This window comes from Streptomyces sp. RKAG290 (assembly GCF_023701695.1).
Taxonomy (GTDB): domain Bacteria; phylum Actinomycetota; class Actinomycetes; order Streptomycetales; family Streptomycetaceae; genus Streptomyces.
Window position 1 is genome coordinate 1718604 of the sequence record NZ_JAJOZC010000001.1, and the last position, 14636, is coordinate 1733239.

Annotated in this window: 13 protein-coding genes and 1 riboswitch; of the genes, 8 read left to right on the forward strand and 5 right to left on the reverse strand. The window is 69.4% G+C overall.

The annotated features are described in order from the left end of the window. Nucleotides 1–32: 32 nt before the first annotated feature. The 5 genes from LNW71_RS07325 to LNW71_RS07345 form a co-directional block, all read right to left on the reverse strand. Complete coding sequence (locus LNW71_RS07325) at nucleotides 33–1751, reverse strand: ABC transporter substrate-binding protein (RefSeq protein ID WP_285802468.1); 1719 nt, start codon at nucleotides 1749–1751, stop codon at nucleotides 33–35. Nucleotides 1752–1868: 117 nt separating this feature from the next. Then, nucleotides 1869–2867 (reverse strand): ABC transporter permease, encoded by a 999-nt coding sequence (locus LNW71_RS07330; RefSeq protein WP_250967487.1) that lies wholly within the window; start codon nucleotides 2865–2867, stop codon nucleotides 1869–1871. Between the two features lie 419 nt (nucleotides 2868–3286). After that, on the reverse strand, nucleotides 3287–4093 hold the full coding sequence (locus tag LNW71_RS07335; RefSeq protein ID WP_250967488.1) for an enhanced serine sensitivity protein SseB C-terminal domain-containing protein: 807 nt from the start codon (nucleotides 4091–4093) through the stop codon (nucleotides 3287–3289). Between the two features lie 165 nt (nucleotides 4094–4258). After that, nucleotides 4259–5029 (reverse strand): enhanced serine sensitivity protein SseB, encoded by a 771-nt coding sequence (locus tag LNW71_RS07340; protein ID WP_250967489.1) that lies wholly within the window; start codon nucleotides 5027–5029, stop codon nucleotides 4259–4261. Nucleotides 5030–5108: 79 nt separating this feature from the next. Next, nucleotides 5109–5795, reverse strand: coding sequence for an AAA family ATPase (locus LNW71_RS07345; RefSeq protein ID WP_250967490.1), 687 nt, complete (start codon nucleotides 5793–5795; stop codon nucleotides 5109–5111). Between the two features lie 155 nt (nucleotides 5796–5950). Beyond that, nucleotides 5951–6044, forward strand: a riboswitch (glycine riboswitch). An 89-nt stretch (nucleotides 6045–6133) separates the two neighbouring features. Here LNW71_RS07345 and gcvT point away from each other — a divergent pair. The 8 genes from gcvT to LNW71_RS07385 all read left to right on the forward strand — a co-directional run bounded on the left by gcvT (nucleotide 6134) and on the right by LNW71_RS07385 (nucleotide 14452). Then, a complete protein-coding gene (gcvT, locus tag LNW71_RS07350) occupies nucleotides 6134–7300 on the forward strand; it encodes a glycine cleavage system aminomethyltransferase GcvT (protein ID WP_374119361.1) in 1167 nt (388 codons plus the stop codon). Between the two features lie 101 nt (nucleotides 7301–7401). Beyond that, nucleotides 7402–7779: a glycine cleavage system protein GcvH gene (gene gcvH, locus LNW71_RS07355; protein ID WP_250967492.1), complete on the forward strand. Its 378-nt coding sequence runs from the start codon at nucleotides 7402–7404 to the stop codon at nucleotides 7777–7779. A 19-nt stretch (nucleotides 7780–7798) separates the two neighbouring features. After that, on the forward strand, nucleotides 7799–9058 hold the full coding sequence (gene glyA / locus LNW71_RS07360; RefSeq protein WP_250967493.1) for a serine hydroxymethyltransferase: 1260 nt from the start codon (nucleotides 7799–7801) through the stop codon (nucleotides 9056–9058). A gap of 154 nt (nucleotides 9059–9212) precedes the next feature. Beyond that, complete coding sequence (locus LNW71_RS07365; RefSeq protein ID WP_250967494.1) at nucleotides 9213–10595, forward strand: L-serine ammonia-lyase; 1383 nt, start codon at nucleotides 9213–9215, stop codon at nucleotides 10593–10595. Nucleotides 10596–10844: 249 nt separating this feature from the next. Further along, complete coding sequence (locus LNW71_RS07370; protein WP_250967495.1) at nucleotides 10845–11117, forward strand: hypothetical protein; 273 nt, start codon at nucleotides 10845–10847, stop codon at nucleotides 11115–11117. Beyond that, nucleotides 11114–11506: a PIN domain-containing protein gene (locus tag LNW71_RS07375; protein WP_250967496.1), complete on the forward strand. Its 393-nt coding sequence runs from the start codon at nucleotides 11114–11116 to the stop codon at nucleotides 11504–11506. Before LNW71_RS07370 ends, LNW71_RS07375 begins: the two co-directional genes overlap by 4 nt. A 324-nt stretch (nucleotides 11507–11830) precedes the next feature. Then, on the forward strand, nucleotides 11831–12844 hold the full coding sequence (locus LNW71_RS07380) for an alpha/beta hydrolase (RefSeq protein ID WP_250967497.1): 1014 nt from the start codon (nucleotides 11831–11833) through the stop codon (nucleotides 12842–12844). 627 nt (nucleotides 12845–13471) lie between these two features. Then, nucleotides 13472–14452, forward strand: coding sequence for a terpene synthase family protein (locus tag LNW71_RS07385; RefSeq protein ID WP_250971924.1), 981 nt, complete (start codon nucleotides 13472–13474; stop codon nucleotides 14450–14452). Nucleotides 14453–14636: the final 184 nt, after the last annotated feature.

Consider the following 14636-nt stretch of genomic DNA (forward strand, 5'->3'; position numbering starts at 1 on the left):
CCGCGTGTGCGGCCCGGGGAGCGGGGCCGTTCCTACTTGGCGGTACCCATCAGCACGTAGTCGTACATGCCGAGGTAGGCCTGGGTGACCGTGACGTTCGTCGCGGACTTCGGCCGGAGCAGCAGGTTCTTGCGGTAGATCAGCGGCACTGCGGTCGCGCCTTCGGCCACGGCCTTGTCGACGTCGCCCCACGCCTTCTCACGGGCGGCGGTGTCGGTGTTGGCGATGCCCTCGTTGAGCATCTTGTTGATCTTCGGGTCGTCCAGTTCCTGGACGTTGTTGCCACCGGACGGCTTGATGGAGGCGCCGTTGATGATCTGGTCCAGGAAGCCGAAGCCGGTCGGCCAGTCGGAACCCCAGGCGCTCATGATCATGCCGAGCTTGTTGGCGTGCACGTAGCTCGGGTTGCCCGCGAAGTTCGCGAAGTACTTACCGGTCGGGAAGGTCTTGATCTCGGCGTTGACGCCGATCTTCTTGAGCGAGGCCTGCACCGCGGTGACCATGGACATCTCGGCGGGACGGTCGGAACGGGCCGAGATCTTGGTGTCGAAGCCGTTCGGCTTGCCGCACTGCTTCAGCTCGGCCTTGGCCTTGGCCTCGTCGCCCTTGTGGCCGGCGGACTCGTACATGTCGAACTTGGTGTAACCGTTGACCGTGGGCGGCAGCAGGGTCGTCGCGACGTCACCCTTGGGGTCGCCACCCTGGGCGGCCTGGACCGACGCCTTGTCGATGCCCCACTGCACGGCCTTGCGGCAGTGGATGTTGTCGAACGGCTTCACGTGGACGTTCAGACCGATGTACGAGGTGGCGCCCGCGTACGAGTTGTCCGTCTGCGACTTCAGGTCGGCCTTGGTGAGGACCTTCGGCTGGGTCGCCGGGGCGACACCGGTACCGGCGGCGTCAGCGGCGATGTTGTCGGCGAGCAGATTGCTGTCGACCGTCTCCTGCTTGACCTTGAACCGGATCGTGATCTTGTCCGGCAGGGCCGGGCGCAGCGGGTCGGTCTTCCGGTCCCAGTTCGGGTTACGCACGAGGGTCGCGCTGCGGCCCTCCTCGTAGGACGCGAACTTGTACGGGCCCGAGGACACGATGTGCTTCACGTAGTCGGCGCCGGTGTCCTTCGCGGCCGGCACGGGGGCCGTCTGCGTGAAGGTCGCCAGGTAGTCGAAGTCCGCGAAGGCGTCCTTCAGCTTGAAGACGATCGTGGTGTCGTCCGGCGTCTCGATGGAGGCGATACCGTCCGGGTTCTTGTCCTTGTACGGACCCTTGTACTTGTCGCCGCCGATGAGGTGGGACTTGAAGTACGTCGGGCCGTTGGACATGGCCTCCGGCGCGAAGTTGGAGCGCTCGACGGCGTACTTGACGTCCTTCGAGGTGATCGCGGAGCCGTCCTCGTACTTGAGCCCCTTCTTGAGCTTGTACGTCCAGGTCTTGGCGTCCGCGCTCGCCTTGCCGAGGCCCTCGGCGAGGTCCGGGACGACCTCCAGGCCGTCCTTGCCGGCGGCCGGCTTGAACGACGTCAGCGAACGGCCGTACAGGCGGGAGAAGTTCTGCACCCAGCCGTAGTAGGTGTTGCCGGGGTCGAGCGAGTCGGGCTCGTCGGACAGCTCGAGCTTGAGGGTCCCGCCCTTCTTGTCCGACTTGTTGACGACGGAGGTCAGCGCGGCGTCGGTGGCACTGGAGCCACCCTTGCCGCCGTTGCCGTCACCGTTGTCGTCCTTGGAGCCGTTGCACGCGGAGGCGCCCAGCATCAGGGCCACAGCCGTGGCAACCACCGCTGTCGTTTTTCTGGTCTTCACCTGAGGAAATTCCCCTCAATCGATGGTTGCCGTGGCATGTCGCACGTCGTTGTGACGAGCGCCCGGGCACTACTTGCTACGGGGATCGAGAGCATCACGCAGCCCGTCTCCCAGCAGGTTGAACGCCAGGACCGTGACGAAGATGGCCACGCCCGGCACGATCATGTACATCGGGTCGTTCTCGTAGAAGTCGATCGCGTTGGTGAGCATCCCGCCCCAGGAGGCCTGCGGCGGGGCGATACCGACCCCGAGGTAGCTGAGACCCGCCTCGAAGAGGATGTTCGAGGGGATCAGCAGCGTGGAGTAGACCAGAACGGGCGCCACCAGGTTCGGCAGCAGTTCCCGGAAGAGGATGAAGGGACCGCGGGCGCCCAGCGACCGGGCCGCCTCGACGAATTCGCGGTTGCGCAGGCTCATGGTCTGGGCACGGACGATACGTCCCATGTACGGCCAGCTGAAGAAACCGATCACGAAGATCAGTACGGCGATCCGCAGCGGCAGCCCCGTCAGGCCGAACGCGCCGTCCTGCAGCGCCGCCGAGATCGAGATCGCGAACAGGAGCAGCGGGAAGGCCAGGAAGGTGTCCATCATGCGGCTGATGATCGTGTCGACCCAGCCGCCGTAGAACCCCGAGATCACACCGAAGAAGACGCCGATCACCACGGAGAGCAGGGTGGCGCCGACGGCGACGACGAGGGAGACCCAGGACCCCTCGATGATCCGGGTCATGATGTCGCGGCCGTACTGCGGTTCGACACCGAGCGGATGACTCCAGCTCATGCCGCCCCAGTCGCCCTTGGGGGCGAGCAGCGCGGGGTCGATGAGGTCCTGGTGGAACTCGTTGGGGTCCAGGCCGAAGAACGCCTGGATCGGCTTGGAGAGCACGGCGAGCAGGATCAGCAGGATGACAACGATGCCGCCGGCCACTGCCACCTTGTCGCGCTTGAAGCGCGTCCAGGCGATCCGTCCGAGTGAACGGCCCTCGATCTGGCTCTGCTTGACTCCCGTGAGTACTGCCTCCGGCTGAGCCTCGGCAGCCGATCCGGTGGTCTCGATCGGTGCGGTCACAGTGCCTTTGACCCTTCCCGCCGGCGGTGGCCGGCCCGTACTCGCCGCGGTAACGGCCTGGCGCGTTTCAGCCGCGCACGTTCGTGCGACTGGTGTCTTCGATGCGAAAAATGCGATTGCGGAACGTCCGTCGGTGCAACCTCGTACAAAGGGCCGACGATCCCCACTAGCCGGGAGTCTTCAACGCGATTGCGATCACCCGCCAGACCTGGCGGGGAATGTTTGCTCAAACGTGATGCGGTCAGTGAGCTTCCGTTATCCGGACAGGAAGATCGAGTGAGCGGACTACTCGGCCACTAATCCACCAGAACGGACATGCCACCCAACAGGCCGTATTGGGTGGCTATTTGGGTGGCCTCAGCGGTCATCTTGTCCGCAGGGAGCCCCTTTGTCCGCTCCTTCGGGCGGGCCCGGCGGGCCTAGTAGGCGTGCGGCGCCGCGCCAGGGGGCTGCGGGTAGCCGTAACTCGGAGCGACGGCGGGACTCCGGCCGGCCGGGGCGTGCGACTCGCGGTCGTAGAAGGGACGGGAGTTGCCCCGCAGCCACATCGCGACCGGGTCGTACTCGTCGGACATGGCGACGGTGGAGACCGGCAGCCCCTCCGGGACCGCGCTGACCGACTGCTGCATCATCGCGCGCACCGCGTCGACGGACGGCTGGCTCGTGTCGTACAGATCGAGGCCGATGGCGAGGTACGGGACGCCGAGCGCGGGCTGTACCCAGGCGCGGCGCAGCGAGCGGACCGCCGGGGTGTGGTGGGCGTTCCGGGTCAGCTGGGCGTAGAACTGCGGGGTCTCGACGGCGGGGTCGCTGATCCGCAGCGGGCCGGCGGGCATCCGGTCTAGGCCGGTGGCGATCCGGCGCAGGTCGAGCCACGGGATGCCGACGCCGCCGCCGGGTGCGTGCGGGTTGAGCCAGATGCCCCAGCGGTCGGGAAACAGGGCGCGGGCGATGTCGCGGCCGCCCACCACCTCGTGGGCCCGGTTCCAGCCACTGGCGGAGAGTTCCTGGGCGGAGGTGACACAGGGGGCGTAGCCGAGGCCGTCGATCTCCATGTTGCCGTACTGGGCGTCGGGCGAGCCGGCCCGGCCGTGCCAGAGCAGCATCCAGATCCGGTCACCTGCCAGGGCCTGGAGCAGTGCCTCGTACGCGTCGTAGCGCCCGGGCGTCACTTGGCGCAGCATGTGCTCGACCTGCCCGGCCGCCGCGGTGCCTGACGCACTCACCCTGGTCCCGCCCCTCTTCGATCCACTGTGTCGGCCTGCCGCTCCCGGGGCACTCGGGTACGGCGCGGTGCCGAGACACCAGCCATCAAACCAGCTTATGCGGCGGTCCTGACACCGACTTGACGCCATGGACCGCCGTTGTCACCTCGCGGCGCACGGGCCCCGTCACTCGCCGGCGCGCTGATAGAACGGCCGGACCCTCGCGCGCATCCAGTCGGCGACCGGGTCCTGCGCCACGTCGAGCAGCACCAGGTTGACCGGCCACGGCACCTCCACGCGGCCCAGCGCCCGGCCCAGGGCGTCCATGGGGGCATTGCGCCCGGCGCCGTCCCAGGTCCAGAACTCGATGCCGACGAAGAGCACCGGGTCGCCGCCCTCGATGCTGGCCAGGGCCCGGCGGGCGCTGCGCACGACGCCGCTGTCCTCGAACTCGCCGGCCGCGGCGGAGAGGAAGTCGACGGGCTCCTCCTTCCAGTCCGGCTCGTACAGCCGGACCCGGCCGCCGCTGGCCGGTCCGTCCAGCACGGTGCGTCCGGCCCGGCAGAGCTCGGCCACGGCGGGCGGCGGCACCGGCACGCCGACGGCGCCGCCCGGGTTCACCGCGATGCCGAGCTGCGGGGGCAGTCCGCGGGCGAACTCGCGGGCGGGCGCCACCGTGAAGGACATGTGGGCGCCGACGCAGCTGAGGAACTGCTGCTCGGAGCTGAACACGGGGACGTACGGTGCGCCCTCGATGTCCAGGGTCGGCAGGTCCAGGTCGGTGGCGTCCGGCCCGCCGCCGTTGGGCAGGGGCACCCAGAGGTGGCTGCGGCCGAGCACCTCGATGAGCCGGCCGCCCGCTTCCGGGGTGCCGAGCGAGGCGCCCAGCACTTCTTCGAGCTCGTTGGCCGGCCATCCGCCCTGCGGATGGGTGTGGCCCTGTGCCGGAATGTCCACTGCTTCCCTCTCTCGCCCCATGCCCTGAGCAAGAGATTAACGCCGTGCCCCTGCTGTCCAGCCATCGGACAGCTGTCGCTCAGCCCTCACTCTGTGCGTCTGCGAATGTGATCCGCTTCAGCAGCGCCGCGGCCTCACGGTCCAGCAGCACCGCCGAGGCGCAGCCGAGCGGCAGCGTGCCGGTCTCGGTGTTCCGCAGCAGCTGCCGGACCGCCCTGCGGTGCCGGGCGAACGCGTATCCGGAGACGCCGCGCCCCCGCTCGCGCTGGCCCGCCCTGGCCGCCTGCGGGGTGACGTCGAGCAGGACGAGGTGCAGGATGCGGCCGCGCCGCCGGGCGTCGCGCGCCAGCCAGCCGCGCACCCAGGACTGGGTGCCGCAGTCATGGACGACGACGGACTCACCGGAGCGCAGCACCCGCCACAGCCCCCAGTAGTGGGCGACGCGGACGAGCGGGCGGTAGAGGGCGTACGGGACGGGGCGGGGCAGCAGTCCGGCCCAGCGGTCCCTGGTGTCCTGGGAGTCGATGGAGTGCGCGGACACGGCCCGCCTGATCAGGGTGGACTTGCCGCTGCCCGGCAGTCCGGAGACCACCACCACGTCACCCGCCGTGAAGTGCAGACTCCGCGGGCTGCATCCGGCCCGGTCCCGCAGGTCCCGCACGACGGGTGCGTGCGGGCCGAGCATCTCCCGGACCGGTGCACCCGGCTGTGCGGGAAGCGCGCCGTGCGCGACCCCCGCTGTCGTCGCGTACCGCTGCAACGTCATCGCCTCCCCTGCCGACTGACTCACACCTGCCCCTGAAGTGTAAAGAAAAGGTAATGCGATACAACGGTCCGACCCGCCGGATTCGGTGGGGTACCGGCGTCCCACTGTCCCGCAATGCGTGCGATGATGACCCGGCCAACTGCATATAGGCCGCTTGAATCCGCGCGGGAGAGTTCCGGCCACTGGGCCGGGCGCCGAAGGAGCAAGATCCTCCCTTGAATCTCTCAGGCCCCGTACCGCGTGGATGAGGCAGATCTGAAAAGCGAGTCGCTCTGCGGCTCCACCCAAGGTGCAAGCCGAACCCCTGCGGGGCCTCTCGGCGAACCTCTCAGGTTCCGATGACAGATGGGGAGGGATCGTCCTCGTCGTCATGCCCTGGGAGCCTTATCCATGAGCACCGCCCCCGCCTCACCGCCCTCGACGCGCTGCACCGTTCGCTGGGTGCGACCATGACCGACTTCGCGGGCTGGGACATGCCGCTGCGGTACGCCAGTGAGCGCGACGAGCACAACGCCGTGCGCACGAAGGCCGGCCTCTTCGACCTCTCCCACATGGGCGAGATCACCGTCACCGGCCCGCAGGCCGTGGACCTGCTGAACTTCGCACTGGTCGGCAACATCGGCACCGTCTCCGCGGGGCGGGCCCGCTACACGATGATCTGCGCCGAGGACGGCGGCATCATGGACGACCTGATCGTGTACCGGCTCGGAGAGACCGAGTACATGGTGGTCGCCAACGCGGGCAACGCCCAGATCGTGCTGGACGCGCTGACCGCCCGCGCCGGGGGCTTCGACGCCGAGGTGCGTGACGACCGGGACGCGTACGCGCTGCTCGCGGTGCAGGGCCCCGAGTCCCCCGCCATCCTGGCGGCCGTCACCGACGCCGACCTGGACGGGCTGAAGTACTACGCCGGCCTGCCGGGCACGGTCGCCGGGGTCCCCGCGCTGATCGCCCGCACCGGCTACACCGGCGAGGACGGCTTCGAGCTGTTCGTCGCGCCCGGGCACGCCGAGCAGCTGTGGCGGGCGCTCACCGAGGCGGGCGCCTCCCGCGGCCTCATCCCCTGCGGGCTCTCCTGCCGCGACACGCTGCGCCTGGAGGCGGGTATGCCGCTGTACGGGCACGAGCTCACCACCGGGCTGACCCCGTTCGACGCCGGTCTCGGCCGGGTCGTGAAGTTCGAGAAGGAGGGCGACTTCGTCGGGCGCAAGGCCCTGGAGGCCGCCGCGGAGCGGGCCGAGACCGCCCCGCCCCGCAAGCTCGTCGGGCTGGTCGCCGAGGGCCGCCGGGTCCCGCGGGCGGGCTTCCCGGTCACCGCGGCCGGCCAGGTCATCGGCGAGGTCACCTCGGGCGCCCCGTCGCCCACGCTCGGCAAGCCGATCGCCATGGCGTACGTCGACGCCGCGCACGCCACGCCCGGCACCGAGGGCGTCGCCGTGGACATCCGGGGCAGCCACGAGCCGTACGAGGTCGTGGCGCTGCCGTTCTACAAGCGCCGGAAGTAGACCACAGGCGGAGCACGGCACCGCGTACGTGACGCAGTCCTGTCTCACACCGTAAGACCATCGTTCATCAGCACTCCCCCGCGTACAGGAGAATTCAGGTCATGAGCAACCCCCAGCAGCTGCGGTACAGCAAGGAGCACGAGTGGCTGTCGGCCGTCGAGGACGGTGTGGCCACGATCGGCATCACGGAGTACGCGGCCAACGCGCTCGGTGACGTCGTCTACGCCCAGCTCCCCGAGGTCGGTGACACGGTGACCGCGGGCGAGACCTGCGGTGAGCTGGAGTCGACCAAGTCCGTGAGCGACCTGTACTCGCCGGTGACCGGCGAGGTCACGGCCGCGAACGCGGACGTCGTGGAAGACCCCTCGCTGGTGAACTCCGCACCGTTCGAAGGCGGCTGGCTGTTCAAGGTACGCATCGCGGAGGAGCCGAAGGATCTGCTCTCCGCCGACGAGTACACCGAGTTCTCCGGCAACTGAGACCCCAAGGGACCACCTGATGTCGCTTCTCAACTCCTCCCTCCACGAGCTGGACCCGGACGTCGCCGCCGCTGTCGACGCCGAGCTCCACCGCCAGCAGTCCACCCTCGAAATGATCGCCTCGGAGAACTTCGCTCCGGTCGCGGTCATGGAGGCCCAGGGCTCCGTCCTGACCAACAAGTACGCCGAGGGCTACCCCGGCCGCCGCTACTACGGCGGCTGTGAGCACGTCGACGTGGTCGAGCAGATCGCGATCGACCGCATCAAGGCGCTCTTCGGCGCCGAGGCCGCGAACGTGCAGCCGCACTCCGGTGCGCAGGCCAACGCCGCCGCGATGTTCGCGCTGCTGAAGCCGGGCGACACGATCATGGGCCTGAACCTGGCGCACGGCGGTCACCTGACCCACGGTATGAAGATCAACTTCTCCGGCAAGCTCTACAACGTGGTCCCGTACCACGTGGACGACACCGGTGTCGTGGACATGGCCGAGGTCGAGCGTCTCGCCAAGGAGTCCAAGCCGCAGCTGATCGTGGCCGGCTGGTCCGCGTACCCCCGCCAGCTGGACTTCGCCGCCTTCCGCCGCATCGCGGACGAGGTCGGCGCGTACCTGATGGTCGACATGGCGCACTTCGCCGGTCTGGTCGCCGCGGGCCTGCACCCCAACCCGGTGCCGCACGCCCACGTCGTCACGACCACCACGCACAAGACCCTCGGCGGTCCGCGCGGTGGTGTGATCCTCTCCACCCAGGAGCTCGCCAAGAAGATCAACTCGGCGGTCTTCCCGGGTCAGCAGGGCGGCCCGCTGGAGCACGTGATCGCGGCCAAGGCGGTCTCGTTCAAGGTGGCGGCGACGGAGGAGTTCAAGGAGCGCCAGCAGCGCACCCTGGACGGCGCCCGCATCCTCGCCGAGCGTCTGGTGCAGCCGGACGTCACCGAGGCCGGCGTCTCGGTCCTGTCCGGCGGCACGGACGTGCACCTGGTCCTGGTGGACCTGCGCAACTCCGAGCTGGACGGCCAGCAGGCCGAGGACCGGCTCCACGAGCTGGGCATCACGGTCAACCGGAACGCCATCCCGAACGACCCGCGGCCGCCGATGGTCACCTCGGGTCTGCGGATCGGCACGCCGGCCCTGGCCACCCGCGGATTCCAGACGGAGGACTTCACCGAGGTCGCGGAGATCATCGCGTCCGCCCTGAAGCCGTCCTACGACGCGGACGACCTGAAGGCCCGCGTCGTCGCGCTGGCCGAGAAGTTCCCGCTGTACTCCGGTCTCAAGTAGTCCGACCGGCGCGTTTGCGTATCGGGGAGGGGCACCGCGCACACTGAACAGTGAGCGCGGTGCCCCATCCCTTGTCCCCCGCTCTTCGGGCCCACCCCGCCCGTACCGCAGCACCCGGCAGACAACGGCGTCTACCAACCCTTAGGAGTCACCCGTGGCCATCTCGGTCTTCGACCTGTTCTCGATCGGCATCGGCCCGTCCAGCTCCCATACGGTCGGCCCCATGCGCGCCGCCCGTATGTTCGCGCGCCGGCTGAAGAACGAGGGCCTGCTCGCCCACACCGCCTCGATACGCGCCGAGCTCTTCGGCTCGCTCGGCGCCACCGGCCACGGCCACGGCACCCCCAAGGCCGTCCTGCTCGGCCTGGAGGGCGAGTCCCCCCGTACCGTCGACGTCGAGACGGCGGACGACCGGGTCGCCGCGATCCGCGCCACCGGCCGGATCAACCTCCTGGGCATGCACGAGATCCCCTTCGACGCCGACAAGCAACTGGTCCTGCACCGCCGCAAGAGGCTGCCGTACCACGCCAACGGCATGACCGTCTTCGCGTACGACCACGAGGGCGCGCCCCTCCTGGAGAAGACGTACTACTCGGTCGGCGGCGGCTTCGTCGTGGACGAGGACGCGGTGGGCGAGGACCGGATCGTCCCCGACGACACGGCACTCAAGCACCCCTTCCGCACCGGCGACGAGCTGCTGCGGCTCGCCCGGGACACCGGCCTGTCGATCTCCTCCCTGATGCTGGAGAACGAGCGGGCCTGGCGCACCGAGGACGAGATCCGCTCCGGCCTGCTGGACATCTGGCGCGCCATGCAGGCGTGCGTGTCGCGCGGCATGTCCCGCGAGGGCATCCTGCCCGGCGGCCTCAAGGTCCGCCGCCGCGCCGCGAACACCGCCCGCCAGCTGCGCGCCGAGGGCGATCCGCAGACCCACGCGATGGAGTGGATCACCCTCTACGCCATGGCGGTCAACGAGGAGAACGCCGCGGGCGGCCGCGTCGTCACCGCCCCGACCAACGGCGCCGCGGGCATCATCCCGGCCGTGCTGCACTACTACATGAACTTCGCGGCCGGCGGCGCGACCGAGGCGGAGAAGGACGACAGCATCGTCCGCTTCCTGCTGGCGGCCGGGGCCATCGGCATGCTGTTCAAGGAGAACGCCTCCATCTCCGGCGCCGAGGTCGGCTGCCAGGGCGAGGTCGGCTCCGCCTGCTCCATGGCCGCGGGCGCGCTGGCCGAGGTGCTGGGCGGCACCCCCGAGCAGGTCGAGAACGCCGCCGAGATCGGCATGGAACACAACCTGGGCCTGACCTGCGACCCGGTCGGCGGTCTCGTCCAGATCCCGTGCATCGAGCGCAACGGCATGGCGGCGGTCAAGGCCGTCACGGCGGCGAAGATGGCGCTGCGCGGCGACGGCAGCCACAAGGTCTCCCTCGACAAGGTCATCAAGACCATGAAGGAGACGGGCGCCGACATGAGCGTGAAGTACAAGGAGACGGCCCGGGGCGGGCTGGCGGTGAACATCATCGAGTGCTGACGCCGTAGGCCCTGACCAGCGCGTTTCCATCTTTCAGCGCGGTCAGGGCCTTCCCTGCCGGCACGGCGGAAAGTCCCTGGAATCTCCCCCGGGACAGACGTGAAAGGTCCCGAACAGTCCCTGGCGGGTCCCCCGCTGATGGGCGCATGACCTGCAGGTTCGCGAGACCCGCGCAGCGATGATGCCCTCGGGCACAGCGGATCGAACAGTCACCCCATCCAATAACAAGAGTCTTGTTAAACTGGGCCCATGGCTACCTCCCCGGCGCCCGGCGAAGGACCCGTCCGGCCCGTATCGGTCTCGCTCCACGAAGGCACCATCGCTGCCCTCAAGGCACGTACGGGCAGGCGAGGCATGTCTGCCTACGTCGAGTCCCTCATCCAGCGCCAACTGGAGCGGGACCGACTGCGCGAACTCATCGAGGACGCGGAAGCCGCGCATGGCCCGGTCGACCAGTCGGCCGTCGACGCCAAACGTGCGATCCTCCGCGGCGAGACGGCCGGCTCGGCGGACGCCGCGTGAGCGGCACGCTCGTCCTGGACTGCGAAGGCCTGTCCAAACTTGTACGGCGCACACCTGAGATCACCGAGTGGCTGACGGCAGCCGACGCCGAAGACATCCGCGTCGTCACCAGCTCCGTCACCCTCGTCGAAGCACGCGACCCCAAGGTCAGCCAAGCCCGCTTCGACTACGCCGTCTCCCGCGTGAACATCATCCCGCCCAACGAAGCCATCGCCCGCCATGCGAGCAGGCTCCTGGCCGCGGCCGGACTGCACGGCCACAAGTACGCCCTCGACGCCATCGTGGCCGCCACCGCGCTCACCTCGCCGACCCCAGTGACCGTCCTGACATCGGACCCCGAAGACCTGCTGATGCTCTACGGCCCCCGCGTCCGCATCATCAAGGTCTGACCGCGAGGGCGCGCCTCGATCCACCCCCTTGCGCGGATCAGAGCGCTCGTGCGAAGTACTGAGGAGACGGCCCGGGGCGGGCCGGCGGTGAACATCATCGAGTGCTGACGCCGTAGGCCCTGACCAGCGCGGTCGTGACGTTCTGCGCGGTCAGGGCCTTTCCTGTCCACGCGGCGGAAGGCCACTGGAACTTCCCGGATATCGGCCCGCCTGTTTGCCGAACCGGCAAGCGGACTCGCGGCGGATCCGGTGGGCGCTGCATGATCGGGGCCGAAGCCGGAACTGCGCGGCAGGCCGGCGCCGACCGACAGCGGTGGAGGAAACATGTCGCAGCCCGACCGGACCCCGGACGCCACAGACCGGCCGGCCCCCTCGCCGGCCGTCACACACCGCACGGTCCCCTCACCGGCCGGCCGGATCCACCTGGTGGAGCAGGGCACCGGCCCACTGGTGCTGCTGGTGCACGGCTTCCCGGAGTCCTGGTACTCCTGGCGCCACCAGTTGCCGGCGCTGGCGGCTGCCGGATACCGGGCGGCCGCCATCGACGTCCGCGGTTACGGCCGTTCCTCCCGGCCCGTGGACGTCGCCGCGTACCGGATGCTCGAACTGGTCGAGGACAACGCCGCCGTGGTGCACGCGCTCGGGGAGCGGAACGCGGTGATCGTCGGCCACGACTGGGGGGCGACGATCGCGGCGAACTCCGCACTGGTCAGGCCCGATGTCTTCCGCGCGGTCGGGCTGCTGAGCGTGCCGTACGCCCCGCGCGGCGGTCCGCGACCCAGCGAGATCTTCGCGCGGCTGGGCGGGGACGAGGAGTTCTACGTCTCCCGGTTCCAGGAGCCCGGCCGGGCCGAGGCGGAGATCGAGCCGGACGTGCGCGGCTGGCTCGCGGGCTTCTACGCGGCGTTCTCCGCCGACACCATGCCCGCGCCCGACGCCCCGGACCCGCACTTCGCCGCCCGTGGCGGAACGCTGCGAGAGCGGTTCCCCGAGCGGCGTCCGGGCTGGCTCGGCCCACGCGAACTCGACTTCTACGCCGGGGAGTTCGAGCGGACCGGGATGAGCGGCGCCCTCAACCGCTACCGCAACATGGACCGGGACTGGGCGGATCTGACCGACTTCGACGGCGCGCCGATCACCCAGCCTTCGCTCTTCCTCGGCGGATCGCTGGACGCCTCGACCACGTGGCTGGCCGATGCCGTCGCGGCGTACCCCACCACGCTGCCCGGTCTGGTCTCCTCGCAGATCCTGGACGGCTGCGGCCACTGGATCCAGCAGGAGCGCCCCGCGGAGGTCAGCCGGATCCTGACGGACTGGCTCGCCTCACTGTCCGCCTGAACTCGCCCCGCGGAAAGCCGAATCGGCCATCCGTACGCCAGCTGTCCTACGCCCCGATCAACACAGGAGTGCACCAACTGCTCATAACTGAGCAGGTGTTCATGGCGATCACGCATTTTCGGTCACAAGCCGCTTCCCTCGCCCGCATACTGGGAGTTCACTGGTTGTGACAAGTGGTGACGCGGTCGCCGTGCACGTCAGGCGGTCCGCTGCCATGGGGTGCCCGGGACCCGGCTCCGACGCCCGGGCCCCGGCGGAGGAAAGAGGACAGCGATGACAGCCGCCCCTCCCGTGACGCATCCCAGACGGGATCCGGCCGTCCGGTCCCGCCATGCCGTCCGAAGAGAGCCGGGCCCGCCGCGTACCGGCCGGCCGCCCCGCCGGCCCTGATCCGCTCCTGCGACGACCGCCGCCGCAGCCGGTTCGAGGTCTCACCGCACATGGTCGTGCCGGCGCGGCCGGCTGTCCCCGATGGCGCGGCCCCGCCGAGGCGCCGATCGGCGAAGCCGCGTTCACCGCTCACCGCACCGGCACCTGCGTGCGCGACTCGTTTCGCGCATCCCCTTCCCTGTTCGTATCGTCTCGACGAGGTGCACCATGAGCAAGATCGCGCTTCCAGAATTCCACATGCCGTTCGAGAGTGCTGGATGTAATCCGGGAATTGAGAAGACCAGGCAGGCCGCCTGGGAATGGGCCGAGTCCAGTGATCTCGTCCTGTCACCGGTGGCTCAGAAGAAGATGATCCGAACCCGCCCCGAGCTCTGGATCTCACTGATATTCCCCAGGGCCTCGCAGAAACATCTCGACCTGTTCTGCCAGTGGCTGTTCTGGGCCTTCCTCGTCGACGACGAATTCGACGACGGCCCGGCCGGCCGCGACCCGCGGCTGTGCGAAACGGCGATCGCACACCTGGTGGACGTGCTCGACGGCGCCCGGGCGCCCGTCGGCCCCATGGAGCACGCACTGGACGAACTACTGGTCCGGACCTGCACGGACAGGTCCGCGCGCTGGGTCCGGCAGTTCCGCCGGGACACGGCGGCCTGGCTGTGGACGTACTACGCCGAGGCTGTCGACCGGGCCGCCGGCCACGTGCCGAGCACCGCCGATTTCGTCAAGCACCGCCGCGATTCGGTGGCCATGCAGCCGTTCCTCGATCTGCACGAGATCACCGCCGGAATCGACCTGCCGGAATCCGCCCGGAGCCTTCCCGCCTATATCGCACTGCGCAATGCGGTGGCCGACCACTCGGGGCTCTGCAACGACATCTGTTCCTTCGAGAAGGAGGCCCTGCTCGGTTATGAACACAACACCGTGCGGCTGATCCAGCGGGACCGCGGAGGCACGCTCCAGGAAGCGGTGGACGAGGCCGGAATCCTGTTGGCCCGCATCGCCGACCGCGTGCAGCGGGCCGAGAAGGAACTCGTCGAGGAGCTGGAGGCAGCCGGGATCGAGGGGCTCCCCCGAGTCGCTCTGGAGCGGTGCGTCCAGGACTACCGGGGGCTCGTCCGCGGGGACTTCGACTACCACGCGCGGGCCGAGCGCTACACCCGGCCCGACCTCGTGGAGATCGACGAACAGGACTCCATGTCGCGGAACTTCGCCGCCTGACCGGCAGCCCGGCACGGCCCGAATGGACACCGTCGGCGGCGCACGGGCCGGGCAAGGCAGCGAATGACGCCGGAATGCGGGCCCACGGCGTCGATTTCCGGACATTCGTCACCGCACCTCAGTGGGTATCCGGCCGCCCCGTCGGCGGCCGGAAACCCGCGTTACCTGAAGTGGCGCTCCCCCG